General features: G+C 64.3%; 25 protein-coding genes and 1 riboswitch. Of the genes, 3 read left to right on the forward strand and 22 right to left on the reverse strand.

Features of this window, described 5'->3' with window-relative positions:
* The first annotated feature begins 75 nt into the window (after positions 1–75).
* A complete protein-coding gene (locus tag R2B70_RS14265; protein ID WP_318161813.1) occupies positions 76–792 on the forward strand; it encodes a lipoyl protein ligase domain-containing protein in 717 nt (238 codons plus the stop codon).
* 104 nt (positions 793–896) lie between these two features.
* Here the strand turns inward: R2B70_RS14265 and R2B70_RS14270 are convergent, their stop codons facing one another.
* Positions 897–2,273 carry a sodium:alanine symporter family protein gene (locus R2B70_RS14270; RefSeq protein ID WP_318161814.1) on the reverse strand — a complete coding sequence of 459 codons (1,377 nt, stop codon included), beginning with the start codon at positions 2,271–2,273 and terminating at the stop codon, positions 897–899.
* Positions 2,274–2,538: 265 nt separating this feature from the next.
* Positions 2,539–2,649: riboswitch (glycine riboswitch) on the reverse strand.
* A 506-nt stretch (positions 2,650–3,155) separates the two neighbouring features.
* Here R2B70_RS14270 and R2B70_RS14275 point away from each other — a divergent pair.
* On the forward strand, positions 3,156–4,304 hold the full coding sequence (locus R2B70_RS14275) for a type III PLP-dependent enzyme (protein WP_318161815.1): 1,149 nt from the start codon (positions 3,156–3,158) through the stop codon (positions 4,302–4,304).
* A gap of 65 nt (positions 4,305–4,369) precedes the next feature.
* Here the strand turns inward: R2B70_RS14275 and R2B70_RS14280 are convergent, their stop codons facing one another.
* The 3 genes from R2B70_RS14280 to yfcD all read right to left on the reverse strand — a co-directional run bounded on the left by R2B70_RS14280 (position 4,370) and on the right by yfcD (position 6,580).
* Entirely contained in the window at positions 4,370–5,338 is a 969-nt protein-coding gene (locus R2B70_RS14280; RefSeq protein WP_318161816.1) for a calcium/sodium antiporter, read from the reverse strand.
* Between the two features lie 124 nt (positions 5,339–5,462).
* Entirely contained in the window at positions 5,463–5,936 is a 474-nt protein-coding gene (locus tag R2B70_RS14285; protein ID WP_318161817.1) for a peroxiredoxin, read from the reverse strand.
* A gap of 113 nt (positions 5,937–6,049) precedes the next feature.
* A complete protein-coding gene (gene yfcD, locus R2B70_RS14290; RefSeq protein WP_216990763.1) occupies positions 6,050–6,580 on the reverse strand; it encodes an NUDIX hydrolase YfcD in 531 nt (176 codons plus the stop codon).
* A gap of 177 nt (positions 6,581–6,757) precedes the next feature.
* Here yfcD and R2B70_RS14295 point away from each other — a divergent pair, with 177 nt between their 5' ends.
* Entirely contained in the window at positions 6,758–6,973 is a 216-nt protein-coding gene (locus tag R2B70_RS14295) for a DUF1107 family protein (protein ID WP_216990764.1), read from the forward strand.
* A 93-nt stretch (positions 6,974–7,066) separates the two neighbouring features.
* Here R2B70_RS14295 and R2B70_RS14300 read toward each other — a convergent pair whose 3' ends face one another.
* From R2B70_RS14300 to R2B70_RS14390, 18 genes are all read right to left on the reverse strand, one after another.
* Positions 7,067–7,810, reverse strand: coding sequence for an amino acid ABC transporter ATP-binding protein (locus tag R2B70_RS14300; protein ID WP_042074317.1), 744 nt, complete (start codon positions 7,808–7,810; stop codon positions 7,067–7,069).
* Positions 7,811–7,823: 13 nt separating this feature from the next.
* Positions 7,824–8,918 (reverse strand): amino acid ABC transporter permease, encoded by a 1,095-nt coding sequence (locus R2B70_RS14305; protein WP_318161818.1) that lies wholly within the window; start codon positions 8,916–8,918, stop codon positions 7,824–7,826.
* Positions 8,919–8,927: 9 nt separating this feature from the next.
* Positions 8,928–10,115 carry an amino acid ABC transporter permease gene (locus R2B70_RS14310; RefSeq protein WP_318161819.1) on the reverse strand — a complete coding sequence of 396 codons (1,188 nt, stop codon included), beginning with the start codon at positions 10,113–10,115 and terminating at the stop codon, positions 8,928–8,930.
* Between the two features lie 60 nt (positions 10,116–10,175).
* Positions 10,176–11,195 (reverse strand): amino acid ABC transporter substrate-binding protein, encoded by a 1,020-nt coding sequence (locus tag R2B70_RS14315; RefSeq protein ID WP_042074314.1) that lies wholly within the window; start codon positions 11,193–11,195, stop codon positions 10,176–10,178.
* Between the two features lie 453 nt (positions 11,196–11,648).
* Entirely contained in the window at positions 11,649–11,948 is a 300-nt protein-coding gene (locus tag R2B70_RS14320; protein WP_084202532.1) for a DUF2845 domain-containing protein, read from the reverse strand.
* The gene (locus R2B70_RS14325; RefSeq protein ID WP_318161820.1) at positions 11,945–12,958 is read right to left on the reverse strand and encodes an ABC transporter permease; all 1,014 of its coding nucleotides are present in this window, start codon (positions 12,956–12,958) and stop codon (positions 11,945–11,947) included. The genes R2B70_RS14320 and R2B70_RS14325 overlap by 4 nt, the downstream gene beginning before the upstream one ends.
* Before the next feature lie 73 nt (positions 12,959–13,031).
* Positions 13,032–13,913 carry an ABC transporter ATP-binding protein gene (locus tag R2B70_RS14330; protein WP_202006974.1) on the reverse strand — a complete coding sequence of 294 codons (882 nt, stop codon included), beginning with the start codon at positions 13,911–13,913 and terminating at the stop codon, positions 13,032–13,034.
* Between the two features lie 134 nt (positions 13,914–14,047).
* Positions 14,048–14,659 carry an FKBP-type peptidyl-prolyl cis-trans isomerase gene (locus R2B70_RS14335; RefSeq protein ID WP_318161821.1) on the reverse strand — a complete coding sequence of 204 codons (612 nt, stop codon included), beginning with the start codon at positions 14,657–14,659 and terminating at the stop codon, positions 14,048–14,050.
* A 310-nt stretch (positions 14,660–14,969) separates the two neighbouring features.
* A complete protein-coding gene (locus R2B70_RS14345; RefSeq protein WP_318161822.1) occupies positions 14,970–15,695 on the reverse strand; it encodes a copper homeostasis protein CutC in 726 nt (241 codons plus the stop codon).
* Positions 15,696–15,737: 42 nt separating this feature from the next.
* Positions 15,738–16,640 (reverse strand): ROK family protein, encoded by a 903-nt coding sequence (locus R2B70_RS14350; RefSeq protein ID WP_318161823.1) that lies wholly within the window; start codon positions 16,638–16,640, stop codon positions 15,738–15,740.
* Positions 16,641–16,748: 108 nt separating this feature from the next.
* Complete coding sequence (locus tag R2B70_RS14355; protein ID WP_209793865.1) at positions 16,749–17,255, reverse strand: GNAT family N-acetyltransferase; 507 nt, start codon at positions 17,253–17,255, stop codon at positions 16,749–16,751.
* Entirely contained in the window at positions 17,243–18,058 is an 816-nt protein-coding gene (locus R2B70_RS14360; protein ID WP_157005276.1) for a M48 family metallopeptidase, read from the reverse strand. Before R2B70_RS14360 ends, R2B70_RS14355 begins: the two co-directional genes overlap by 13 nt.
* Before the next feature lie 154 nt (positions 18,059–18,212).
* Complete coding sequence (locus tag R2B70_RS14365) at positions 18,213–19,187, reverse strand: PstS family phosphate ABC transporter substrate-binding protein (protein ID WP_209793866.1); 975 nt, start codon at positions 19,185–19,187, stop codon at positions 18,213–18,215.
* Between the two features lie 247 nt (positions 19,188–19,434).
* The gene (gene phoR / locus R2B70_RS14370; RefSeq protein WP_042074300.1) at positions 19,435–20,730 is read right to left on the reverse strand and encodes a phosphate regulon sensor histidine kinase PhoR; all 1,296 of its coding nucleotides are present in this window, start codon (positions 20,728–20,730) and stop codon (positions 19,435–19,437) included.
* Positions 20,731–20,793: 63 nt separating this feature from the next.
* Complete coding sequence (phoB, locus tag R2B70_RS14375; protein ID WP_005338414.1) at positions 20,794–21,483, reverse strand: phosphate regulon transcriptional regulator PhoB; 690 nt, start codon at positions 21,481–21,483, stop codon at positions 20,794–20,796.
* A 102-nt stretch (positions 21,484–21,585) separates the two neighbouring features.
* Complete coding sequence (locus R2B70_RS14380) at positions 21,586–21,996, reverse strand: VOC family protein (RefSeq protein WP_318161824.1); 411 nt, start codon at positions 21,994–21,996, stop codon at positions 21,586–21,588.
* Between the two features lie 78 nt (positions 21,997–22,074).
* A complete protein-coding gene (locus tag R2B70_RS14385; RefSeq protein ID WP_318161825.1) occupies positions 22,075–23,355 on the reverse strand; it encodes a GGDEF domain-containing protein in 1,281 nt (426 codons plus the stop codon).
* A 294-nt stretch (positions 23,356–23,649) separates the two neighbouring features.
* Positions 23,650–25,305, reverse strand: coding sequence for a sigma-54-dependent Fis family transcriptional regulator (locus R2B70_RS14390; RefSeq protein WP_318161826.1), 1,656 nt, complete (start codon positions 25,303–25,305; stop codon positions 23,650–23,652).
* Between the last annotated feature and the right edge of the window lie 45 nt (positions 25,306–25,350).

Raw genomic sequence — 25,350 nt, forward strand, 5'->3', positions numbered from 1 at the left:
CCCCGCAGTGCGGGGCTTTACCTTGTTTACCACCACGGGTACTGTGCTGGGCAGCCTCTGCTCAGGATGCCTTTCATGCCCTATACCCTGCTTCCCCCCCTGCCCAGCAGCCACACCCCGGACCAGATCCTGGCCGAGGAGCAGCGCCGGCTGCGGGAGTGTGCCCATGACCGCCAGCCCCGCGCCCACCTCTGGCAGGCCCCCCAATGCCTCATCGTCACCCGCAAGGACACCCGCTTGCCCCGCTATCAGGCCGCCTGCGAGCAGCTTGCCGCCGAGGGCTGGCCGGTGTTCGTGCGCGACAGCGGCGGCACCGCCGTACCTCATGGCGCCGGCATCCTCAACCTGTCGCTCATGCTGCCTCGCACCACCACGGATCTCGCCCACTACTACCGGCTGCTGGGGACGCCGCTGCTCGGCCTGTTGGGCGAGTACGGTCTCGCGGGAAACTACGACTTCGTGCCCGGCTCGTTTTGCGACGGCCAGTACAATCTGGTGATCGGGGGACGCAAGGTGACCGGCACCGCCCAGCGCTGGCTGACGCCGGGGCAGGATCACGGCGGCGCCGTGCTGGCGCAAGCCATGCTGCTGGTGGCCGGCGACGTGGACGAAGGCACCCGGATGGCGAGCCGCTTCTACGAGCTGGCGGGCGGGGAGCTGCGTTTCTTGCCCGGCACCTCCACCACGCTGGCGCGCTGCATTGGTTGGCAGGAGAGCGATGAAAGGCTGGTGGACAAGGTACGAACACGGCTGGAGAGCCTGCTGAGCGAGGGGCCGTCCCCCTCACCCTGACCCTCTCCCGGAGGTAGAGGGAAAGCGTCCGTTCATGCAAATAGCGAAGCGCATAAAAAGCCACGACTTGGGTCGTGGCTTTTTCATTTCTGCGTGGTGCAGGGTCAGGCCGTCTGCGGCTCGGGCTCGGACTCCATATCCCGATCCCGGCTGAAGTAGGCCCGGGTCTCGGCGATCACCACGTGACGCAGGCCGATGAGGCCGATGAGGTTGGGCACCGCCATCAGGCCGTTGACGATGTCGGCCAAGAGCCAGATCAGGTCCAGATGCAGGAAGGCCCCGCTCGCCACCAGTACCAGATAGATGAGGCGGTAAGGTTTGATCGCCTTCACCCCGAACAGGTACTCGGTGCAGCGCTCGCCGTAGTAGTTCCAGCCAAGGATGGTGGTGAAGGCGAAGAACAGCAGGCCTATGCTCACCAGATACTGGCCGACATGGGCATCCAGCCCCTGGGCAAAGGCCAGACTGGTCATGGCCGCACCGCTCGCATCGCCGCTCCACACCCCGGTCACCACCAGCGTCAGGCCGGTCATGGTGCAGATGATGATGGTGTCGATGAAGGTACCTGTCATGGAGACCAGCCCCTGCTCCACGCAGGAATCGGTCTTGGCCGCCGCCGCGGCGATGGGGGCCGAGCCCAGCCCGGACTCGTTGGAGAAGACCCCGCGGGCCACCCCGGACTGGATCGCCAGCATGATGCCGGCGCCGACGAAGCCGCCGGTGGCCGCATGGCCGGTGAAGGCGCTCTCGATCACCAGCATGACGGCATCCGGCAGGGCGCCGGCGTTGTTCACCAGCACCCCGGCACAGGCTAGGATGTAGAAGATGGCCATGAAAGGCACCACCTTGCTCGACACGCTGGAGATGGACTGGATGCCCCCCAGGGTCACCAGCGCCACGATCAGGGTCAGCACCACGGCGGTCGCCTCGCGGGGCACCGAGAAGGAGAGGCTCATGGCGTCGGAGATGGCGTTGACCTGGGGGAAGGTACCGATGCCGAAGAAGGCGACGCCGATGCCGAACAGGGCGAACAGCCTGGCGAGCGGCCTGGAGCCGAGCCCCTTCTCCAGATAGTACATAGGACCGCCGGCCATCTGGCCGTTGGCGTCCTGTTGGCGATACTTCACCGCCAACAGACACTCGGCGTACTTGGTGGCCATGCCGAACAGGGCGGCCATCCACATCCAGAACAGGGCGCCGGGGCCGCCGAGCTTGATGGCGGTGGCGACCCCGACGATGTTGCCGGTGCCTATGGTGGCGGAGAGGGCGGTGCAGAGCGCGCCGAAGCTGGAGACATCCCCCTGCTTGCCCTGGCCCTGATCGCGACCAAAGACCAGCTTGAGGGCGAGCGGCAAACGCACAATCTGAAGCAGACCCAGACGCAGGGTGAGGTAGACGCCGGTCCCGACCAGCAGGATCAGCAGGGGCGGACCCCAGACAAAGCTATCGATGGCGGCGAGCGCCGATTGAATTGATGACATGCATCCTCCTTAAAAAAACAACGATTAAGGAGGAGAAGGATGATCTTCCCATAGGTGTCGCGATCGGCCAGAGGCGATCGGATGCAGGCCAGGAACGTGTTCACACTCTTACTGCGAGGCAGTGATCAAGGCTCATGCGCAGCTCGCTTATGTGGGACCGAGAGGCTCATGTATTCACATACACTCCGGTTCCTGCGAGGCGCTTTACCTTGCTGACGACCTCTCGTGACAGATCGTGAACAGTTCCAAGCTCAGGTACAACCATCCCATCCCCTCTGTCCTTTTGCCTGAGAGTTTCCGGCGCCAGATTGCGATGCAATCGTGGTGCCTTGCTCCTTCGGCGCCCGATCTAACGGGTCTCTCCAGAGTATCGTCCAGTAGCAGTCCACACCGGTTGCCCGGTACCTGAAAGATTCACTTCTTCGGTGGATGGTTGCCCATCGCTCTCCTGCTACCTTCATCCGAACTAGTTTGGATTAGGAAGCGGGCATGGTAATCCAAAAACTGTGAGCTGTCTCGCACTCCCTGGTCCCGGCGCCCCCTTTTTACATGGCCGCAACACCCAGGCCTGATGTTATTAGTTCGTTAACTATCAACAGCTTATCAAGCTCCCTTCGGGGGCGATCCCCATCACGGCCCTGAACGCTCCCCGTATCAAGAGCCTGTTTCGTCTCGACCAGAAAAACTTGCCAACATATCCAATCAAAATGCTTGCACACAAACTCAATAAGCCGATAATCCCGCGCATAACTAAGCACTTCGCAAGGGAGTTATGCATTGTGCCTGGTTGGTCCCTCCGGACCGCTCGCCTGAGCCGGCCGTCGCCGGTTCAATCGCATATGGCTTGGGCATATCACGCCCCCTAAGGATTTTCAAAAGAGAATGAACGAGACCCTGGTCGCACAAGATTACCGTCAGTTGGTTGAACAATTCGGCTCTCCCCTGCTGCTGCTCGACAAGGCAGCCGTCCGCAAACAGTATCGGGCCCTGGCAGCCGCCCTGCCCGATGTGCGCTTGCATTATGCACTCAAGCCCCTTCCCCACGAGGCGGTGGTCTCTGTCTTGAAGGAAGAGGGGGCCTGTTTCGATCTGGCCACCAATGGCGAAGTGGATCTGGTGCGCAGCCAAGGGGTTCGCCCGGGGCGCTGCATCCATACCCATCCCATCAAGCGCGACAGCGACATCCGTTATGCCCTGGAATTCGGCTGCACCGTATTTGTCTATGACAACCCGCTGGAGCTGGAGAAGTTCCTGCCCTACAAGGACGAGGTGAAACTGCTGCTGCGGGTCAGCTTCCCGAACCCCGAGACCAAGGTCGATCTCTCCAAGAAGTTCGGCTGCACCCCGGAACAGGCGCTGCCGCTGCTGCAGCTGGCCCAGGCCAAGGGGATCAAGGTGATGGGGCTGTCGTTCCACGTCGGCTCCCAGGTGCCCCACGCCCGTCGCCACGTGCAGGCCATCGAGGCCTGCCGCGAGATCATGGAGCAGGCCTGGGCGCTCGGCCTCAAGCCCTGGGTGCTGGACATCGGTGGCGGCTTCCCGGTGGACTATGACGGCGGCGAGTTCGACATCGACGGCTTCTGCGCCCCCATTCGCGAGGCGCTGGCGAAGCTGCCGGCCACGGTGCAGAAGATTGCCGAGCCGGGCCGCTTCATCAGCGCGCCGGCCATGACCTCGGTCGCCAGCGTGATGGGCAAGGCCCACCGCGGCGACAAGATCTGGTACTACCTGGATGACGGCCTCTACGGCAGCTACAACGGCCAGCTCTACGACCATGTCACCTACCCGGTGAGCACCCCCTATGCCCAGGGCCCGCTGCACAATGCGGTGCTCTCCGGCCCCACCTGCGACAGCGTGGACGTCATTCGCGACGACATCATGCTGCCGGATCTGGCCATCGGCGAGCTGGTGGTGGGCCGGGTGATGGGGGCCTACACCTGGGCCTCCGCCTCCACCTTCAACTTCTTCCCCAAGGCGAACATCCTGATCCTGGACAGCGCCCAGAAGCAGAAGCTGGTCGCCGTGGCCTGACGGGTTGCCAGCACCAGAAACGAGAGGGGGAAGCCGATGCTTCCCCCTCTCTCATTTCATCCGGCCTAGATGAACTGGCTCGTCAGCAGCCAGCTCGTGTAGGCGACGAAGATGGCGAGCAGCGCGCCCCCCTCCAGCCGGTTGATCCGCCCCGGCCCCTTGCGGCCCAGACACATCACCAGCAGCAACAGGGTCAGCCCCATCATCAGGCTCCAGTCACGGCTGAGCACTTCCGGCGCCACCGCGAGCGGATGGATGCCGGCGGCGATGCCCACCACGGCCAGGGCATTGAACAGGTTGGAACCGAGCACGTTGCCGAGGGCCAGATCGTGCTCGTTCTTGCGAATGGCGATGAGGGAAGAGGCGAGCTCCGGCAGCGAGGTGCCCACCGCCACTATGGTGAGGCCAATCACCAGATCGCTGATGCCGAGCGCCTGGGCGATGGAGACCGCGCCCCAGACCAGCAGGCGGGATGCCGCGATCAGCAGCACCAGGCCGACGATGAGCCAGAGGATGGCGCTCTTGAGGGACATGCCTTCGCTCTCGATGTCTTCCTCGGTCTCCACATCCAGCGCGTCCCCCTTGCCCGCGAGCCCGGCCCGGATGGACCAGCCCATCAGGCCGACGAAGACCACGCCGAGGATGGCGGCATCCGTGCGATCCAGCTGGCCGTCCAGCAACAGGGCACCGGACAGCAAGGTGATGCCGAGCAGGATGGGGATCTCCTTGCGCACCACCTGGGAGGCCACCGCGATGGGGCTGATCAGGGCGGTCAACCCCAGGATCAACGCGATATTGGTGATGTTGGAGCCATAGGCGTTGCCGAGCGCGAGCCCGGGGTTGCCCTGGGAGGCCGCCAGGGCCGACACCACCATTTCCGGGGCCGAGGTGCCAAAACCGATGATCACCATGCCGATGAGCAGCGGCGGCATGCCGGCATAACGGGCGGTCGCGGCGGCGCCGTCCACGAACTTGTCCGCACTCCAGACCAGCAGTGCCAGTCCGGCTATCAGGGCAACAAAAGCCAGGGTCATAACATCTCCATTCCATCGCCAGCAAACGCGAGAGCCAGGCGATGGCCCGGCTCTCTCCAGAAGTGGGCCCAGTGTAACGGGCCGACTTTCCATTTCAAGGGAAAATCAAACGGCGATTAATCTTTCACAGCGCCGCCAGCAGGCTCTGGGCATCCGAGACCTCGAACTTGCCGGGGGCCTCCACAAACAGCCGCTCCACCACCCCGTCGTTGGCGATGAGGGCAAAGCGCTGGGCGCGCAGGCCGCCAAAGGCACCGGTCTCCTTGGCAAGGCCCAGGGCCCGGGTCCAGCTGCCGTCCCCATCCGCCAGCATGGTGATGGCCTCCGCGTTCTGGGCGTCCTGCCAGGCCCTCATCACGAAGGCGTCGTTGACCGACAGGCAGCAGAGGGTATCGACCCCCTTCTCCTTGAACTTGTCCGCCAACACCACATAGCCGGGCAGGTGGGCGTTGGAGCAGGTGGGGGTGAAGGCGCCGGGCACCGCAAACAGCACCACCCGCTTGCCCGCGAACAGGGTCTGGGTATCCTTCACCTGCTTGCCCTCGGCGGTGATAAAGGTAAATTCCCCTGCGGGCAGGGTCTGACCGACCGTGATCATGATGACTCGTCCTTATGTGGTTCAAAGAGGCCCAGTCTACCTCAATCCGCAAAAGGGCGAACAGGCTCCCGTCCGGGATAACAAAGGGGATGCCCTACGAGCACTTCCGGCGGCTACCCTTGACCTGATTGCGAGCGTCGCGCCTGCCAGGTGGCGATCGCCAGCAGGGAGTCCGGCGTGAATTCGGCGGCCCGCTCGGCGATCTCGCCCAGGCTCATCCAGTGCACCTCGCTCACCTCCTCCGCCTGAAGTTGCACCGGCCCCTGATAATGGCAACTGAAGAGGCCGCCCCAGACCCGGTAGCCACCGCCGCTCGCCTCCCCTTCTGCGTAGAAGGTGCCGAAATCCTGGAGGGGCACGCCGTGGATCCCCAGCTCCTCCGCCAGCTCGCGCCGGGCGGAGGGCTCCATCGCCTCACCCTGGGTGACCACGCCGCCGGCGCAGGCATCCAGCATGCCGGGACAGAAGTCCTTGCCGAGGGTGCGCCGCTGCACCAGCACGCGCTCCTGTTCGTCCAGCACTAGGATGTAGCTGGCGCGATGGCGCAGGTTTTCCCGCCGAACCCTGGCGCGCTCGGCAACTCCTATCACCCTGTCCTGCTCGTCTACTATGTCCACCCACTCCACGTGCGGCACCTTTGTCATTCCTGAGATGGCCGCAGTATATCGGGGCCGGGGTCGGGGACGGCACTACTTTTTCGGCCCCAGCGTGGATCCTTCCCTGATGAGATGTGGATTCATACAAACCTTTCTCAAACTGTCACATCAGTGTCACTGTCCATCGGCATAGTGTGCCCTGTCCAAACAACAGGGTCTCTTGCCATGAAGGTGTTCAAGCAGTGGTCTCCCCGTCGAATTGCTCGCTATATCAAGAGCTTTCATCATGGAAGCTTCATGGTGGAGGCGCTGGGGCGGTTTGAGTTTCAAGGGGGAATCATCGATGTGAGGACGCTGAGCTGCCGTCAGGCGTTGAGCCTGGCCCGGCAGATCAACCTGGCGGTGCGCGACCTGCGCATCAGTACCCCGTTGCCGGGCTGACATACTCCTTTCCGTCTGTAGTCTGCTTCCATGCACGTCTTTGCCCGCCGCTCACTGGAGCGTGCGGGCCGTTTTTATGGCGGCGACTCGGTTTCAGTGCTGCAGGATCTGGGAGAGGAACAGCTTGGTCCGCTCCGACTGGGGATGGTCGAAGAACTGATCCGGCACGTTCTCCTCGATGATCTGGCCGCGGTCCATGAAGATCACCCGATCCGCCACCTGCTTGGCAAAGCCCATCTCGTGGGTGACACAGAGCATGGTCATCCCCTCGTGGGCCAGCTCCACCATGACATCCAGCACCTCGCGCACCATCTCGGGGTCGAGCGCCGAGGTTGGCTCATCAAACAGCATCACCTGGGGGTTCATGCAGAGGCTGCGGGCGATGGCGACGCGCTGCTGCTGGCCGCCGGAGAGCTGGCCCGGGTACTTGAGGGCCTGCTCCGGGATCCTGACCCGGCGCAGGAAGGTCATGGCGATCTCCTCGGCCTCCTTGCGCGGCAACTGCTTGACCCAGATGGGGGCCAGGCAGCAGTTCTCCAGCACCGTCAGGTGGGGGAAGAGGTTGAAGTGCTGGAACACCATGCCCACCTCACGGCGCACCGTCTCTATGTTCTTGAGATCCGAGGTGAGCGCCGTGCCCTTGACCAGGATGTCCCCGCTCTGGTGCTCCTCCAGCCGGTTGATGCAGCGGATCATGGTGGACTTGCCCGACCCCGATGGCCCACAGATGACGATCTTCTCCCCTCTGCCCACCTGCAGATTGATGTTGCGCAACACATGAAACTCACCGTACCACTTGTTGACGGCTTTCAGTTCTACTACCGCGTCCGTTTTCATATCGAAACTGCTCCTAATGCTTGTGGCCCGTGTTGAGTTTGCGCTCCAGATAGATGGAGTAGCGGGACATGCCAAAACAGAACATCCAGAAGATCATGGCAATGAAGACATAAGCCTCGGTGGAAAAGCCCAGCCAGGCCGGATCCGCCAGCGCCACCTTGGAGATGGCCAGCAGATCGAACAGGCCGATGATCAGCACCAGGCTGGTGTCCTTGAACAATGAGATGAAGGTGTTCACCAGGGAGGGAATGGTGATCTTGAGGGCCTGGGGCATGATGATGAGCCCCATCACCTTCCAGTAGGAGAGCCCCAGCGCATCCCCCGCCTCGTACTGTCCCTTGGGGATCGCCTGCAGCCCCCCTCTCACCACCTCTGCCACATAGGCCGCCTGGAACAGGATGATGCCGATGAGCGCCCGCAGCAGCTTGTCGAGCTCCACCTCGGTACTCATGAAGAGCGGCAGCATGACGGACGCCATGAAGAGTACTGTGATGAGCGGCACCGCCCGCCAGAACTCGATGTAGACGGTGGAGAGGCTGGAGATGACCGGCATGTGGGAGCGACGCCCCAGCGCCAGCAGGATGCCGAACGGCAGGGCCACCACTATGCCCACCACCGCCAGTACCAGGGTCAGCATCAGGCCGCCCCAGCGGTTCGTCTCCACCACGGTGAGGCCGGCCCCGCCATGGATCAGGAAGAAGGCGATGACGGGGAATACCAGCAGCGTAAACAGCGCCAGCCACCCCTTGCGCGGGGTGCGCGGCCAGATCAGCAAGGCCAGCAGCACCGCCAGGCCGGCGAAGACCAGATTGATGCGCCAGTACTGATCGACCGGGTAGAAGCCATAGAGGTATTGCCCCAGACGGCTCTCGATAAAGACCCAGCATGCCCCGCCCTGGCTGCAGTCCGCACGGCTGCTGCCCTGCCAGGTGGCGGAAAACAGCGCCCAGTCCAGTGCCGACCAGAGCAGCGGCAGCAACAGCCAGGCCAGCACCAGGGTCAGCAGGCCGTTCCACCAGTTGGGAAAGAGATTCTGCCTGAGCCAGGCGACCAGCCCCCGGCGATGGCTGGGAGGCGGCAGTGCCTCCTGCAATTCATTCACGAACATGACAGCTCCCTAGCGCTCGACCAGCGTCATCCTGCGGTTGTAGATGTTCATCAACACCGAGGTGGTGATACTGATGATGAGATAGACCCCCATGGTCATGGCGATGACCTCGATGGCCTGCCCGGTCTGGTTGAGGGTGGTACCCATGAACACAGAGACGAGATCCGGGTAGCCGATAGCCGTGGCCAGCGAGGAGTTCTTGGTGAGGTTCAGGTACTGGCTGGTCAGGGGAGGAATGATGACTCGCATCGCCTGGGGGATGACCACCAGCCGCAACGTCTTGGTGGGCGACAGCCCGAGGGCGGAGGCCGCCTCCGTCTGTCCCTTGCTGATGGCCAGGATGCCGGATCGCACTATCTCGGCGATGAAGGCCGCCGTGTAGATGGTCAGCGCCAGCAACAGGGCCGCAAGCTCAGGCAGTACCGTCAGCCCCCCCCGGAAGTTGAACCCCTGCAGGGTCGGCACGCTCCAGGTGAGCGGGCTGCCCGCCAGCAGGAAGGTGACGGCCGGGAGCAGAATGACCAGACCGGCTGTCGTGCGCCAGAACGGGAAGATCCTGCCGGTCAGCGCCTGGCGGCGCCGCGCCCAGCGGCTCAGTCCCCAGCTCAGCACGACGGCCAGCAACAGGGCCCAGAGCACATAACCAAATCCCTCTTCAAACAAGGGCTTGGGCAGATAGAAGCCCCGCACGTTGAGAAAGGCGAGCCCTCCCAGCTCCACGCTCTCGCGGGGGGAAGGCAGGGTGCGCAGCACCGAGAAATACCAGAAGAAGATCTGCAGCAGCAACGGAATGTTGCGAAACGTCTCTATGTAGACGGCCGCAATCCGCGCCACCAGCCAGTTGCGCGACAGGCGCGCCACCCCGAGCACGAAGCCGAGCAGGGTGGCAAATAGGATGCCGAGCACCGAGACCAGCAGGGTGTTGAGCAGACCCACCAGGAAGGTGCGGCCGAAGGTATAAGTCTCGTCATAGGGGATCAGGCTCTGCAAGATGCCGAAGCCGGCCGTGTTGCCCAGGAAATCGAAGCCGGTGGTGATGCCACGGGTGGCCAGATTGGTCAGGGCATTGTTGACGATGTAGAACAGGAACGCGATAACGGCCGCCACGGCCAGGCACTGGAAGAGCAGCGCCCGCACCTTGGCGTCATACCACCAGCGGCCCTGTTCCTTCCTATGGTTTGATGCTTGTAGCGCCATGAGGATGACTCCGACAAAGCCAGGGGAAATGGGGGGCAAGGCCCCCCGACTGCAGTCAACTCAGCGGATGGGCGGCGCGTACATCAGGCCGCCCTTGTTCCAGAGCGCATTGATGCCGCGATCGATCTTGAGGGGGGAGCCGGCACCGACGTTGCGATCGAAGGATTCGCCATAGTTGCCGACCTGTTTGACTATGTTGTAGGCCCATTTGTCATCCAGGCCCAGCACGCTGCCCTTGGGTTCTTCCAGCCCCAGCAGACGGCGGATATCCGGGTTGGTGGACTTGAGCATCTCGTCCACATTGGCGCTGGTGACCCCGGCCTCCTCGGCGTTGAGCATGGCATTCAGACTCCAGCGCACCACCTTGAACCACTGTTCATCCCCCTGACGCACCGCCGGGCCCAGCGGCTCCTTGGAGATGACTTCTGGCAGCACCAGGGCCTCGTCCGGCTTGGTCAGCTTGATCTTGAGGGAGTAAAGCTGAGACTGATCCGAGGTCAGCACGTCGCAGCGGCCTGCTTCGAATCCCTTGACGGTCTGATCCGAGGTGTCGAACACCACAGGGGTGTATTTCATGCCGCCGTTGGCACGGAAGTAGTCGGCCAGGTTGAGCTCGGTTGTGGTGCCGGACTGGATGCAGACGGCGGCGCCGTCCAGCTCCTTGGCGCTCTTGACCCCGAGGGCCTTGTTCACCAGGAAACCCTGGCCATCGTAGTAGTTCACCCCGGCAAAGGTGAGGCCGAGGGAGCCATCCCGGGTCAGGGTCCAGGTGGTGTTGCGCGACAGCAGATCCACCTCACCGGATTGCAGGGCGGTGAAACGCTCCTTGGCGGTCAGGGAGACATACTTCACCTTGCCGGCATCCCCCAGCACGGCGGCGGCGACGGCGCGGCACACGTCCACGTCCAGGCCGGTCCAGACCCCCTTGGCATCCGGGTTGGAGAAGCCGGGCAGACCATCGCCGACCCCGCACTGCACGAAGCCCTTCTTCTTGACCGAGTCCAGAGTCCCCTCTGCCCACACATTGGCTGCCACCAGCGACAGCACCACTACCATACCTGCCTTGTGTATCTGCTTCATGTCACTCTTCCCTGTGGTTTGATTCGAACAGGCACCCAAACCAAGCAAGATGCCGTCACTTCCCTGCGTTTTCGCAGCTTATCCAGCGGCTCAAAAACCTGTCAATCGGTGCAACCCGGCCCAAGCATGGTGCAACAGCACAAAATATGAGAACGAGGTGATATGCACTCTTAGAATCAAAAGTAGACCCTTATTTGCCAAATAGCCTGCTGTCAAAAGCCTTCCATCCTATGAGGATTTTTTTTCGCAAAAATGTCGAATGCACCGTGATGGGGCAGAGAAATCTGCTGATAACTCACTCATCAGACTCGTTTTTCTGCCGGCAGGCCCGCTATTGGGTGGGATGAACCAATATCGGGCAGCCACGCTCTCTTGCATTGAAACCGAGGGATAGAGGGGGGATGAAGCCGGGAGCCACAGGACAGAATATGGGGTGAGATCCCGGCCGGGGACTCAGCCGCCGCGGGGGCCGTCTTCGATCTCGGTGATGACGCCGTTCTCGACGGTGACAAACTGCATGAACTCGCTCCTGCCGAAGTTGTAGGTCCAGCGCTCGGCATATTTGACCGTCATCCTCGCCCCGAAGCCGTTCTCCTCGTAGCGGGTGAGATCCTCCTTGAGCAGCGGCTGACCGCAGCGGATCAGCAGTTCGGCCGTGGTGTCCCCCTCGGTCAGCAGGGCGCTCTTGCAGCGCAGGGTGCCGGCATGCACCGGTAAGGCTGCCACCAGCAGCAACCACAGAATTGGCTTCATTTTGCGCTCCATTTGAACAGCACCGCCCCCAGCGTGACGCACACCAGGGCAAACACCATGACTTGACCCAGGGTCCCCGCCACCGCCTGCCACCCGGCCCCTTCCAGCATCACGGCACGGGCGGCCTCGATGATCTGGCTGAGCGGCAAGCGCGCCCCCAGGGCCTGCAGCCAGGGAGGAGAGCCTTCCAGCGAGAACCAGACGCCGGATAAGAACATCATGGGCAAGCTGATGAGATTGAGCAAACCGCTCGCCAGCTCCTCGTTCTGGATCCGGGCGGCGATAAGCAGCCCGAGGGAGGCCATGGCCGTGCCGCCGACCAGGGCGATCAGCAGCAACAGCCAGCCCGACCCGAGCAGGGGTACATCCAGCAACCAATGGGCCACCAGAAAGACCAGCAGGCTCACCACCAGGGTGATCAGCACCCGTGACAGCAGCTGGGCACAGAGAAACTCGGCGGCCGAGAGCGGGGTGGCCCGCAGCCGCTTGAGCACCCCGTTCTTGCGATAGCGCACGATGACGAAGCCGACCCCGAACAGGCCAGAGAACATCAGGTTCATGCCGATCACCCCGGGCAGCAGCCAGTCGCCGTAGCGGATGGCCCGGCCGCTCAGAGTCTCCCTTTGCAAGGGGGCCTGCACCGCCTGGCGCAGCAGGTATTCGGCCATGGCCCCCTGGGGGGCGTCAGGGTTGACCCAGTAGCGGCCCGCCTCTGGTGAGAGCAGCAGGTCCAGCTGGTGGTGGCGCACCCTGAGCCGACCCCTGGCTTCCTCGTCATAGGGGATGATCTTGAGCAGCGGGACGGCGCGCAGCGGGGCGTAAGTGGCGGGCAGCTCCCCCAGCACGCCGATCTGCACCAGCGGCCTGGGCGGGCCAGAGAAGATGAGGGAGAAGCCGATGACCAGCAGGAGTGGAAAGACCAGGTTCCACACCAGGGCGGCCCGATCGCGCACGAACTCCAGGTTGCGGGCATAGAAGAGCGCACCTATGCGCCTGAGGGATCCCGTCATCTTCCGCTCCTTGAACAGGCTGGCGTCGGTAACATGCTGGCAGGCGCCATAGGGCGCCACCATGAGGCGGCGTTCATGCGCCGCTCCGCAGGCTGTGGCCGGTCAGGTGCAAAAAGAGATCCTCCAGGTTGGGGGAGCGCACCTGCATGCCGGTGAGCGGCACGCCCAGACTCAGCAGCCTTGGCAGCAGGGCCGCCACGTCGGGACAGCTCAGCTCCACCTGATCGCCGCAGGGGCGCAGCGCATAGCCGAGCCCGGCGAGGGCCGGGTGATCCCCGAGGCGCACCAACACGCCGTCGAAGTGGTGGGCCAGCAGGGCGGCAGGGGTATCCAGGCTGAGCAGGTGACCGTGATCGACGATGGCAATCCGATCGCACAGCTGCTGGGCCTCGTCCATGTAGTGGGTGGTGAGCACCACCGTCTTGCCCTGGGCCTTGATCGCCTCGATGCGCTGCCAGAAGTGATGGCGCGCCTGGGGATCCAGCCCGGTGGTGGGCTCGTCCAGAAACAGCAGCTCGGGATCCCCGAGCAGGGCCAGGGCCAGCAGCAGGCGTTGGCGCTGGCCGCCGGAGAGCTTGCGACTGTCCCTGTCGATGAACTCGCCGAGGGCGCACAGCTCGATGAGCAGCTCCCGCGGCAGGGGGTTGGGATAGAGGCTGGCGAACAGGCGCAGGGTATCGCGCACCGTCAGAAAATCCTGCAGCGCGGTGTGCTGGAACTGGATGCCGATGCGGGAACGATAGTCGGGGCCGCGTGGCGCGCCGTGAAACAGGATCTCGCCGCTGTCCGGGGTGAGGATCCCCTCCAGCAGCTCTATGGTGGTGGTCTTGCCCGCCCCGTTCGGACCGAGCAGGCCGAAGCAGCTGCCGGCGGGAATGGCAAAGTTGAGCCCGTCCACCGCCTTTACCCCGGGGAAGTGCTTGACGAGATCGACGACCTCGATGATGGCTGACATGGCACCTCTCCTCCCGACCGGCATGGACGACGCTCTGACTATATCCAAATCCCGGGTGAAGGCCCATGGCCCGTCTGCGCGCCACCAAAACAAACGGCGACCCTGAGGTCGCCGTTTGCATCACGCCAGCCGGATCACAGGATGTCCAGCAGCTCCACTTCGAAGACCAGGGCGGAGTACGGCGGGATGGAGCCGGCGCCACGGGCACCGTAGGCCAGATCCTGCGGAATGTAGAGCTTCCACTTGGAACCAACCGGCATCAGCTGCAGGGCTTCCACCCAGCCGGCGATCACGCCGGTCACCGGGAATTCGGCCGGCTGGCCGCGGGCGACGGAGCTGTCGAACACGCCGCCGTGGGTGAAGGTGCCGTGGTAGTGCACACGCACGGACTGGCCGGCCACCGGGATGGCGCCATTGCCTTCGACCATGACTTCGTATTGCAGACCGGAATCGGTCACCTTCACGCCCGCACGCTTGGCGTTGTCGGCCAGGAAGGCTTCGCCTTCGGCGGCAGCGGCCTTGGCGGCGGCTTCCTGCTCTTCCTGCATGCGGGCAGTGATGACCTGGAAGGCCTCGTTGATATCGTCACGGCTGACCGCGAACTCCAGACCGTTCAGGGCATCTGCCAGACCTTGTTGCAGGGCCGGGATATCCAGGCCGGCGAAGGCTTGCTGCGCCAGCTGATCACCCATGTTGCGGCCGATGCCATAGCTGGCCTTCTGTTCGATAGAGTCGTATTGGGACATTGAGAAGTTGCTCCGGGTCCTGAGGGTAAAAGAGTCGGGATGATATCAGACTTTTTCGCGAGGTGCTGCGGGCGACGGTCCTGATTTCCCAGCCTCTGGGAGGGAGTTCACATCCGCCCCTCATCCCCGGGCCCTTCTCCCGCGAGGGGCGAAGGGGGAAGAAACGGCTGCGCCAATCCCTCCTCAGGCCTGAAGCAGGGCCCTCACCGCCGCGACCTTGGCGCCGTCGGTGAGATTGACCCGGCCATCGTCCGAGGTCCTCATGTTGACCCCGCAGGGAGGGTCACCACGCCGCCGCGTCAATTCACCCTCAGGCCTGATCCAGCAGGACCCGCACCGCCGCGACCTTGGCACCGTCGGTGATATTGACCCGGCCGTCGTCCGAGGTGCCCATGTTGACGCCATGGGGCACCATGCCGCCGCGCCAGCCCATGCCGGACATGTGCACCTCGCTCACCCCGGTAAATTCGATGATGGTGCGCACGTTGTCCGCATTGACCCCGGCGCCGGGCATCAGGCTGGCGCGACCCGCCAGCGCCTGCTGCATCGCCTGCAGGGTCTCGAGCCCCGCCAGCGCGGTCGGCGCGTGACCCGAACTCAGGATGCGCTCGCAACCGGCGGCCAGGATCACTTCCAGATCGGCGCGCCAGTCTGAGCTGAGATCGATGGCGCGATGGAAGGTGACGCCAAGGGGGCCCGCCGCCTCGACCAGTTTCTTGAGCCTGGCGGCGGGTACCCGCCCCGCCTGATCCAGCAGACCGACCACCACCCCTTGCAGGCCGGCGGCACGGGCGGCGGCGATGTCCTGCAGCATGATCTCGAACTCGCCGTCACCAAAGCAGAAATCCCCGGCGCGGGGGCGGATCATGGCGTAGACGGGGACGGTGGCATGGCGCGCGGCCTGCTGCATGAAGCCGTGGGAGGGGGTCAGACCGCCGAGGCCCAGGGCGGAGCAGAGCTCGATGCGATCCGCGCCGGCCTCTTGGGCGGTGAACAGGGATTCCAGGTTGTCGATACAGATTTCAAGACGGGTCATGATGACTCCTTGATTCGGGGAGATCAGACCCTAGGTCCGATCTCACAGATTGAGCAGGGCCGCCCCGCGCACACCGCCGGCACCGCCGAAGCGGGCCTCGCGGATCTCGGGCAGGGCGACACCGGGCAGCAGGTGGCCGGGCAGGCGCTTGGGCAGCTCGTCATACAGGGCGGGCAATCCGCTGAGACCGCCCCCCAGCACCACCACATCGGGATCGATCACCGAGATGGCGGTGGCAAGGCCCGCCGCCAGGATCTCCAGCCAGCAGTCGAGGGTGGAGAGCGCCGCCGGCTCCCGGGCCTCGGCACGCTCAACGATCTGGTGCCCGCTGGCACGCTCTCCCCGAAAGTGGTGATAGAGCCGCTCCAGCCCGGTGCCGGAGGCATAGGTTTCGAAACAGACCAAGCGGCCGCAGCCGCAGCGGGGACGGGGCAAATCCGGGTATTTCATCAGGATGGTGGCGGGCAGCGGATAGTGCCCGATCTCGCCGGCCAGCCAGTTGCGACCCTGGATGAGCCGACCCGCCAGATAGACGGCGCCGCCGATCCCCGTCCCTATGGTGACGGCCAGCGCACTGACGGCCCCCTCCGCGGCACCCTGGTGCACTTCGGACCAGAGGAAGCAGTTCGCATCGTTGTCCACCCTGACCGGGCGGTCCAGCAGCTCGGCCAGATCGGCCCCCAGGTGGCGGCCGTGGATGGCGGGCAGGTTCGCCGCCACTATGCTCCCATCGTCTCGATTGAGGATGCCAGGAAACCCGATCCCCACGGCTCCTTTCGCCCCAAAACGCACATCGGCCGCTTCGACCCGCTCGCGGATCGCCTGCTTGAGCGCCTGGTAATCCTTGCCCGGGGTACTCATGCGCTCCTCATGGCAGAGGGTCAGGGCGCCGTCATACACCGCGAACGCAATCTTGGTGCCGCCGATATCAAATCCGTAATACATGCCACACTCCCTTGCGGTGGAGCCGTCCACCCAGTCTGTCCAGATGGGGCACATTGTATTAATTCGCAAAAAAAATAAAGTGACCGAGGGCGAAAAACGGGAGAGAGATCAAAGCAAACGGAACATTTGTCGCTGCTGACAGGCCTGTCCCAGGCTCGTCAGGGTGCGTTCCTGACCGTCGAACACGAAGCCACGGCGTAGGTAGAACCCCTCGCCGATGTGATTGCCATCCAGCAGCCAGAGTCTGGCGCACTCGCAGCCGGCCCGGCGCATCTGCACCGCCACCGCCTGCCACAGCCGCTTGCCGTGCCCCTGACGCCAGTGATCCGGGTGCAGATAGAGCGCCCGGATGCGCGCCGTCATGAGCCCCTCTTCCACGGACGCCTGCCAGTAGAGCAGGCCGATCACGACCTCGTCCCGGCAGATCAGCATGGGGACGGGGCCTGGCTCTGCCAGCCGGCGACGCCAGATCTGCAGGTGGTCGGTGACGGCCAGCTGGGCCAGCATGTCGCTGCCGAGCACGCCGCCGTAGGCCGCCAGCCAACTGGCCCGCTGCATCACCGTCATGGCGGCGGCATCGGCAGGACGGGCCAGGCGCAGGCTTATGCCTTGCACTGGGGCACCAGACCTGAGGCTCTCGCCTGTTGATACAGGGGCAGCACTTCGGCTTGCTGGGCCTGCAGATTGGCGATCCGGCTCTGATCGCTTGGGTGGGTGGAGAGCAGCTGGGGCGGCGCCTTGCCGCCGGCGGCGGCGCTCATGTTCTGCCACAGGGGAATGGCCTGCGCCGGATCGAAGCCGGCACGGGCCATCAGCTCCAGACCCAGCCTGTCGGCCTCGCTCTCCTGGGTTCTGCCGTAGGGCAGGGCTATCCCCACCTGAACCCCCAGCCCCAGGGCAGCCATGGTGGCCGCGCCCCCGAGGCTGTCACTGCTGCCGATGGCGGCGTCGGCCACCGCGAGGCCGATGCCGGTCAGCTGATCCCGGGAGAGGCGCTCGTTGGAGTGCTGTGCCAGCACGTGGGTCAGCTCGTGACCGATGACGGTGGCGAGCTGATCCTGATTCTTGGCGACTTTCAGCAAGCCGCTGTAGACCCCGATCTTGCCGCCGGGCAGGGCGAAAGCGTTGACCTCCTTGGAATCGAACACCACCACCTCCCAGCTGGTGATGCCGTAGCTGGCGGGGACCTGGGCGGTCACCGCCTTGGCCACGCAGGCCACATAGGCATTCATCCTGGCATCCTTGCTCACCTTCTCCTGCTGCTTCATCTGCGCAAAGGAGTCGGCCCCCAGCTGGTTCATCTGCTGGGGGGAGAAGAGCAGCATCTGGTTGCGGCCCGTCGGTGACTGGGCACAACCGGCTAGCAAGGCGCCGCACAGGGCCGACAGGATGAATTGGGAGAGAGAGGAGGCGCGCATGAGAAAGTCCTTTACCATGAAATTGCCCTATTCTCGGAAATGCCGCCGTCCGGCGCAAGCCAGGCGCTGCGCCCTGCGACCAAAAAGATCCCAGGGCGCACCAATGAAAACGAGCCCGCTTGGGGCTCGTTTTTTTTCTGAAGGAGACGGGGGATTACATGATGCCCAGCTTCTTCAGGTCGGCCTGCACTACCTTGGCCGGCACAGGTACATAGCCGTCCTTGGCAACGATGTTCTGGCCCGCCTTGGAGAGCATCATCTTCACGAACTCCTGCTCCATGGGGGAGAGCGGCTTGTTCGGATGCTTGTTCACGTAGACGTACAGGAAGCGGGAGAGCGGGTACTTGCCGGTGATGGCGTTGTCCGAGGTCGCTTCGATGAAGGTCTTGCCATCCTTGGAGAGCGGCACGGCACGCACGCCTGAGGTGACGTAGCCGATGCCGGAGTAGCCGATGCCGTTCAGGGAGGAGGAGACGGACTGCACCACGGAGGCGGAGCCCGGCTGCTCGTTCACGCCGCTCTTGAAGTCACCGTTGCACAGGGCGTGTTCCTTGAAGTAACCGTAGGTACCGGACACCGAGTTGCGACCGAACAGTTGCAGGTCCTTGCCGGACCAGCTGCCATCCAGACCCAGATCGGACCACTTGGTGGCGGCCTTGGCTTCGCCGCACTTCAGGGTGCTGGAGAAGATGGAGTCGATTTGCGACATGGTCAGCCCCTTGATGGGGTTGTCCTTGTTGACGAACACGGCCAGGGCGTCGACCGCGACGCGGATGGCGGTCGGCTTGTAGCCGTAGCGCTTCTCGAATGCCTCCTCTTCACCGGCCTTCATGGCGCGGCTCATGGGGCCAAACTGGGCGACGCCTTCGGTCAGGGCAGTGGGCGCGGTAGAGGAACCGGCGGCCTGGATCTGCACGTTGACGTTGGGGTACATGCGCTTAAATTCTTCGGCCCACAGGGTCATCATGTTGGCCAGGGTGTCCGAGCCGACAGAGGACAGGTTGCCCGAGATGCCGCTGGTCGGTGCATATTCCGGCAGGTCTTTATCCACACCGGCAGCCAGGGCGCTGACAGAAAACAGGGTTGCTGCGGTGAATCCGATGACACCAGCCAGTTTGTTGAGTTTCATCCAATCTCTCCAAGTCCAAGGTTGCAGAAGGCAATCGTCAGCATGACGTTGATACGTGGTTCAAACCCGATCACCCTCTCCAAAGTTACAGAAGGTCCGTTCTTGAAACGGCGCCAGTATCTGACCTGGCAGTGACAAATTTATGGATTTAATGTGACACTTTGATGACATGGCCAGGGAATTGCCCACAAGCAAGGAGGGCTGCAGACGCAGCCCTCCTTTCGTTCTAACTCATTGCCGGAAAAGACTATTTAACCACCACCATCCGGGCGGGGATGAGGAAGCTGAAGCGGCTGCCCGCCCCGACCCGGCTCTCTATCTCGAGCTGGGCATCGTGATGGCTCAGGGCATGCTTGACGATGGCAAGGCCAAGCCCGGAGCCCCCGGTGTGGCGGGAGCGGGCCTTGTCGACCCGGTAGAAGCGCTCGGTGAGACGCGCCAGGTGCTCGGGTGCAATCCCCTCCCCCTCGTCCTGCACCACGAACAGCGCCATGGCTCCCTGCTGGCGCCACTCCACGGTGATCTTGCGCCCCGCCGGGGTGTAGTGGATGGCGTTGTAGACCAGGTTGGAGACGGCGCTGCGCAGCTGATCCTGATCCCCGCGCACGAAGAGGTTCGACTGCACGTTGAACACGATCTGGTGCCCCCGCTCGCCGGAGAGCGCCCGCGCCTCCTGCTCCAGCAGCCCCAGCATGGCGGGCATGTCCACCAGATGGGAGAGATCCACCGTGGGGGCGGCCTCGATGCGCGACAGGGTGAGCAGCTGGTTGACCAGGTTGTCCATGCGAATGGTCTGCTCCATCATCACCCTGTGGGCCTTGGCCCACATGGCGGGAGGGGGTGGCTCCTCGGTCATCTCCAGATAACCCTTGAGCACGGTGAGCGGGGTGCGCAGCTCGTGGGAGACGTTGGAGACGAAGTGCTTGCGGGTCTTCTCCAGGCTGCGCAGCCGGGTCACGTCACGCACCACCAGCATGGCCTGATCCTCGGCGTAGGGCATGATGCGAAATTCGAGGAACTTCTCCTCGTTGATGGGGGACGCCATCTCGAACGGCTCGTCATACTGCCCCTTGCCGAGGTAGGCGACGAAGGCGGGATGGCGGATGAGGTTGCCGATGTGCTGGCCGGCGTCCTCCGGCCAGCGAAAACCGAGCAGCTGCTCCGCCAGCCGGTTGCACCAGAGGATGCTGCCGTCGGTGCGAAACACCACGGCCGCGTCGGGCAGCGCCTCGGCCCCTTCCCTAAAGCGGCGGATGAGCCCCGCCAGCTCGCGCCGCCGTGCCCGGTGGCGCTGCTGCAGCTTGTAGATGCCGTTGAAGATGTATTCCCAGCTGCCGCTGCCGTGGGGGGGGACCAGGCTGCGATCGTGCCACAGCCAGTCCGACAGCCGCTTCTGGAAACGGTAGTGCCAGCCCAGGTGCAGCACGGTCGCCACCAGCAGACAGAGCGCGAGATAATCGATTAACCAACCTACCAAGACGAAAGGGGCGTAGAAGAACGCCATTCGCCACAACTGTCGCCGCCAGGCGTAAGGTTGCAACATTCAGGTCTCCTAGAGACGGCAAAGAGCGAGGATCAGCCGGCGGGCGTGGCCGGCATGGAGTCCCTAGAGACGGGTCGAGAAGCGGTAACCGGCTCCGCGCACCGTCTGGATCAGCCTGTCGTGCCCCGTCTCCTCGATGGCCTTGCGCAGGCGGCGGATGTGGACGTCCACCGTCCTGTCCTCCACGTACACATTGGTACCCCAGACGTTGTTGAGCAGTTGTTCACGGCTGTAGACCCGCTCGGGATGGGTCATGAAGAAATGTAGCAGCTTGAATTCGGTCGGCCCCATGTCCAGCGCCTTCTCCTCGGCGCTGACCCGGTGGGAAACCGGATCCAGCTTGAGCCCCTGCACCTCGATCACCTCGTCCACCGAGGTGGGGGAAACCCGGCGCATCACCGCGTGCAGGCGGGCGGTCAGCTCCTTGGGGGAGAAGGGCTTGGTGATGTAGTCGTCGGCCCCCGCCTCCAGCCCGCGCACCTTGTCCTCTTCCTCGCCGCGGGCGGTCAGCATCACCACCGGGATCTGGCGGGTCACCTCATCCTGCTTGAGCTGCTTGATGAACTGGATGCCGCTGCCGCCCGGCATCATCCAGTCCAGCACGATGAGTTCGGGGTAGGGTTCGCGCACCTTCGCCAGTCCGTCGGCGTAATCTTCAGCTTCAATCGTCTCATATCCCTTCTGCTCGAGCACGAAGCAGAGCATTTCGCGGATCGGTGCCTCGTCCTCGACCACCAGAATTCGCTTAGCCATATCCCTTCTCTCTCCTCTGTGAAGATGGGTGCGCCAATTATTAGAACTTTCTGTGACACTTTTATGACTTTATGACGGGCGGGATGATAAACGTTTTCAGATTCAGTTGGCAGCAGTGCGTTGCAGCAGGTCCCAGCGGTTGCCGCTGATGTCCTCGAACACCACCACGGTACCGTAAGGCTCGCCCCTGGGTTCTTCACAGAAATGGACGCCGTACTCCCGCATGCGTTCGTAGTCCCCCCAGAAGTCGTCGGTCTCGAGGAAGAGGAAGACCCGGCCGCCTCCCTGCCGGCCGATGGCGGCCCGCTGCTCCTCGCTGGCAGCCTGGGCCAGCAGCAGGGCCGAGCCGCAGGCGCCCCTGGGGGCGACCCGCACCCAGCGCTTGCCCGGTTTGCCCGGCTCCTTGAGGGGCGTGTCCTCCAGCAGTTCGAACCCCAGCCCCCGGGTGAAGAAGGTGATGGCCTGGTCGTAGTCGGCCACCAGCAGGGTCAGAGCGCCGAAATGTTGTGCCATGGGTATGCCTCCAGAGATGAATGGACGGGGCGCATCATAGCGGGGAGGTAGCCCGGGCTCCAGCCATCCCGAACCGGCTCATCCCCTCTCGACCCGGTTGCGGCCCCGCTTCTTGGCCTGATAGAGCGCCTCGTCTGCCCGCTTGAGAACGTGTTCCAGCGGCTCGCCGCGCCGCTCGGCCACCCCGAACGACGCCGTGATGGCCAGCCCCTCCGGCCACTGGGCATAGGCCTCCAGCGCCCCCCGCAGCCGCTCCGCCAGGGCGGCGGCCCTGGCCTCTTCGTAATGGAGGCAGACCAGCACAAACTCCTCCCCGCCCCAGCGAACCAGGCGGCAAAGGGAGTCACAGTGGCGCAACAGCTCGCTCACCATGTGCTTGAGCACCTCGTCCCCCATGGGGTGGCCGTGGCCGTCGTTGACCCGCTTGAAGTGATCGATGTCGATATAGATGAAGGAGAGCGGCATCTCGCCGAGCTCGCTCAAGAGCTTCTCGCCGCCGAGCCGGTTGAGGGCCCCGGTGAGCGGATCGTAGCGGGCCTCCTCCTCGGTGCGGCGATGCTGCTCGCACAGGCTCTCGCTCAGGGCCTCCGCCGCCAGGCGCGCCTCGCGGGCCTTGCGCAGCTTGTCCCCGAACAGCAGATTCTGGATCAGAAACAGCAGGATCCCGTACGCCAGCCAGCTCAGCAGCAGGCCGCGGTAAAAGTCCCCCGGGCGCACCCAGCGACCATAAAACTCCAGCCGGTCCAGCCGCAGCTGGTAATTCCCCGGCTGCATCTTGTCATCTGAGGCGATCTCGATGGCATAGACATGGTGCAGATCCGGCCCCTGCTGGGCCAGCGGAATATTGTATTGCTGCACCCACCAGGAGCTGGGCGCAAACACGTTCAGAGGCACATCCTGCTCGCTGCCAAAATCATCAGAGGTGAAGAGCACTTCGTTGAACTTGTGGGAGCTCTCATCCGTCGGCGTCGAGTAGGCGGGGTCATAGTTGCGCAGATAAAGGCGCCAGGCCTGCTCTCCCTGCCCTTTGGCATCCAGCTTCACCCGCACCCCGGTGAACCGGGAGAGATCCAGCCCCTGCTCGGGGTCGGTCAGTGTCAGGATCAGCTCGCAAAAGGGGTACTCATACTGGCGGCGCAGGGTGCAGTCGATGGCGGGCCGGCCAGCGCCCTCGCTCAGGGTCGCGACCGAGGAGCCGTCATGGACCCTGTCATCCTGCGCGCGGACGGCTATCCCGGCCTGGCTCAGGATATCGACCCGTCGCTCGGGACCGAATTCAAATATCACCATGGCCAGCAGGCTCGCCGCCAGCAGGCACCAGAACAACAGCGTCGTCATGCGGGAATAGGAAGGGATCATCGACATCACACCTGAAAAGGGGCTTTAACCCTACACCTTGTGGCTACGGACCGCGCTGATCCAGATCCAAGGTTGTGACACGCGCCGGGCGCAGGCCGGTGCCGGCTCAGCCGACACGCACCGGGCTGGCGACCACCGGCATGAAAACGGAGATCGTCTGTCCAGAGCCGGGGGAGAGACGGGCCGCCCCGTCAGTCATGATCTTGGTCATTGCGCACTCCATGCGATGGAAAAATAAAGAGAAAAGATCCTTCCATCGGCAGTCTACACAAGCGCAGGGCGTCGCAACACCCTTCACCCCTCCTTTCGCAGTGCCCGGTAGAGGGTGGTACGGCTGATGCCGAGCCGGCGCGCCGCCTCGCTCACGTTGCCTCCGCACTCGGCCAGGGTCTGCTGCACCCGCTGCCGGTTCTGCTGGCGCAGGGTGATGGCCCCATGGGATGGGACCTGCACGCCCGCCGCCTCCGGCAGATGCAGGTGAGCAGGCTCAATCCAGCCCTGACCCTCCGCCAGCACGCAGGCCACCTCCAGCGCCTGCTTGAGCTGGCGCACGTTGCCGGGCAGCGGGTGAGCCAGCAACTGTCCCTCGGCCTCATCGGTCAGGCGCAGGGCGGGATCCATCTCGGCGAGCAGGCGCGAGATCAGCGCCTGCCGCTCGCGCGCCGACCAGGCCCGCAGCGGCGCCAGTTGCTGGCGCCAGCCGCAGATCCGGTAGTAGAGATCTTCCCTGAACGTCCCGGCCGCCACCATGGCCGCCAGATCCCGATGACTGGCGCTGACCAGCCAGAAATCCACCGCCTCGGGCTTGTGGCTGCCAACCGGAGTGACGGCGCGCTCCTGCAGCACCCGCAGCAACCGGGTCTGGGCCTGGAGCGGCAGCTCGCCGATCTCGTCCAGCATCAGGGTGCCGCCGTGGGCGGCACGCAGATAACCCTGGCTGCCCTGGCTGCGGGCGCCGCTGAAGGCCCCGCCGACATAGCCGAACAGCTCGGCCTCCACCAGCTCCGCCGGCAGGGCGCCGCAGTTGACGCACACCAGGGGGCGCTCCCGACGGCTCGACTGGGCGTGCAGGGCGCGCACCAGATGTTCCTTGCCGCTGCCGGTCTCCCCCTCGATAAGCAATGAGATGCCCCGCTCCAGCATCTTGAGAGGGACTCCGGCGGTGGCGGGCGGTGCGGCCGGCAGGGACGGGAGCGTCGTCGGCTCAGGCACCAGCCGCAGGCCGCGGTGATCCCGCAGCAGCTGAGGGCCGTCGAAGGGGTGCTGGCCGAGCCAGAGCCGACCGGCCCGGTTGGCCCCGAGCAGCTCGCCCCCCTCCCCCAGCAGCAGGCGGGCGGACCAGAGGCTCTGGGGATCGAGATCCACCAGCCAGCCCGGCTGGCGGGCCAGCAGGGCGTTTTCCAGGGTCATGGCCAGCAGTCGCACCGTGCCCAGCATATCGCCGCCGTGGTGGGCCGCATCGGTGGAGATGTCGAGCACGCCGAGCAGTTGCCCGTCCGGCCCGAGCAATGGGCAGGCGCTGCAACTGAGAAAGCTGTGCTGGGCGAAGAAGTGCTGCGCCCCCAGCACCTGCACCTCGCTCTGCTCGGCCAGCGCGGTACCGATGGCGTTGGTGCCCTTGCTCGCCTCCCCCCAGCGGGCGCCGCTGCGCAGGAAGATCCGCTCGGCATGGCGGGCAAAGCCGTCGTCACCGCTCACCGCCAGGATGGCCCCCTCGGCGTCGCACAGCAGCAACCGGCAGGGCCTGCCCGCCAGCAGCTGGGCAAAGAGCGGCAGCACGAAGCGCTGGAAGCAGGTGATAAGGGTTCTGTGCTGCTCCTGGCGGGCCGACAGCTCCCCCTGGGGCAGCAGGTCCAGCTCGGCGCTCTGCTGGCGGCTGAGCCCCTGGTGCAGGCAGCGCTCCCAGGAGCGCTGGATTGGGCTCGGGCTGGATTGGGGAAGTTCGCTCATCACGCCTCCTGTTCACAAAGGGCACAGTGTCGCGGCCACTGTCCA

The organism is Aeromonas sp. XH, from assembly GCF_033348475.1.
In the GTDB taxonomy this organism is placed as follows: Bacteria; Pseudomonadota; Gammaproteobacteria; order Enterobacterales; family Aeromonadaceae; genus Aeromonas; species Aeromonas sanarellii.

Bases quoted from the DNA above. Each gene is read 5' to 3' on its own strand.
- R2B70_RS14390 (WP_318161826.1), bottom strand. From the start codon at position 25,305: ATGAGCGAACTTCCCCAATCCAGCCCGAGCCCAATCCAGCGCTCCTGG.
- R2B70_RS14360 (WP_157005276.1), bottom strand. From the start codon at position 18,058: ATGCGCGCCTCCTCTCTCTCCCAATTCATCCTGTCGGCCCTGTGCGGC.
- R2B70_RS14345 (WP_318161822.1), bottom strand. From the start codon at position 15,695: ATGACCCGTCTTGAAATCTGTATCGACAACCTGGAATCCCTGTTCACC.
- yfcD (WP_216990763.1), bottom strand. From the start codon at position 6,580: ATGACAAAGGTGCCGCACGTGGAGTGGGTGGACATAGTAGACGAGCAG.
- R2B70_RS14335 (WP_318161821.1), bottom strand. From the start codon at position 14,659: ATGTCCCAATACGACTCTATCGAACAGAAGGCCAGCTATGGCATCGGC.
- R2B70_RS14300 (WP_042074317.1), bottom strand. From the start codon at position 7,810: ATGAAAACGGACGCGGTAGTAGAACTGAAAGCCGTCAACAAGTGGTAC.
- phoB (WP_005338414.1), bottom strand. From the start codon at position 21,483: ATGGCTAAGCGAATTCTGGTGGTCGAGGACGAGGCACCGATCCGCGAA.
- R2B70_RS14315 (WP_042074314.1), bottom strand. From the start codon at position 11,195: ATGAAGCAGATACACAAGGCAGGTATGGTAGTGGTGCTGTCGCTGGTG.
- R2B70_RS14325 (WP_318161820.1), bottom strand. From the start codon at position 12,958: ATGACGGGATCCCTCAGGCGCATAGGTGCGCTCTTCTATGCCCGCAAC.
- R2B70_RS14270 (WP_318161814.1), bottom strand. From the start codon at position 2,273: ATGTCATCAATTCAATCGGCGCTCGCCGCCATCGATAGCTTTGTCTGG.
- R2B70_RS14385 (WP_318161825.1), bottom strand. From the start codon at position 23,355: ATGATCCCTTCCTATTCCCGCATGACGACGCTGTTGTTCTGGTGCCTG.
- R2B70_RS14310 (WP_318161819.1), bottom strand. From the start codon at position 10,115: ATGGCGCTACAAGCATCAAACCATAGGAAGGAACAGGGCCGCTGGTGG.
- R2B70_RS14320 (WP_084202532.1), bottom strand. From the start codon at position 11,948: ATGAAGCCAATTCTGTGGTTGCTGCTGGTGGCAGCCTTACCGGTGCAT.
- R2B70_RS14305 (WP_318161818.1), bottom strand. From the start codon at position 8,918: ATGTTCGTGAATGAATTGCAGGAGGCACTGCCGCCTCCCAGCCATCGC.
- phoR (WP_042074300.1), bottom strand. From the start codon at position 20,730: ATGTTGCAACCTTACGCCTGGCGGCGACAGTTGTGGCGAATGGCGTTC.
- R2B70_RS14380 (WP_318161824.1), bottom strand. From the start codon at position 21,996: ATGGCACAACATTTCGGCGCTCTGACCCTGCTGGTGGCCGACTACGAC.
- R2B70_RS14285 (WP_318161817.1), bottom strand. From the start codon at position 5,936: ATGATCACGGTCGGTCAGACCCTGCCCGCAGGGGAATTTACCTTTATC.
- R2B70_RS14365 (WP_209793866.1), bottom strand. From the start codon at position 19,187: ATGAAACTCAACAAACTGGCTGGTGTCATCGGATTCACCGCAGCAACC.
- R2B70_RS14275 (WP_318161815.1), top strand. From the start codon at position 3,156: ATGAACGAGACCCTGGTCGCACAAGATTACCGTCAGTTGGTTGAACAA.
- R2B70_RS14350 (WP_318161823.1), bottom strand. From the start codon at position 16,640: ATGTATTACGGATTTGATATCGGCGGCACCAAGATTGCGTTCGCGGTG.
- R2B70_RS14295 (WP_216990764.1), top strand. From the start codon at position 6,758: ATGAAGGTGTTCAAGCAGTGGTCTCCCCGTCGAATTGCTCGCTATATC.
- R2B70_RS14280 (WP_318161816.1), bottom strand. From the start codon at position 5,338: ATGACCCTGGCTTTTGTTGCCCTGATAGCCGGACTGGCACTGCTGGTC.
- R2B70_RS14330 (WP_202006974.1), bottom strand. From the start codon at position 13,913: ATGTCAGCCATCATCGAGGTCGTCGATCTCGTCAAGCACTTCCCCGGG.
- R2B70_RS14265 (WP_318161813.1), top strand. From the start codon at position 76: ATGCCCTATACCCTGCTTCCCCCCCTGCCCAGCAGCCACACCCCGGAC.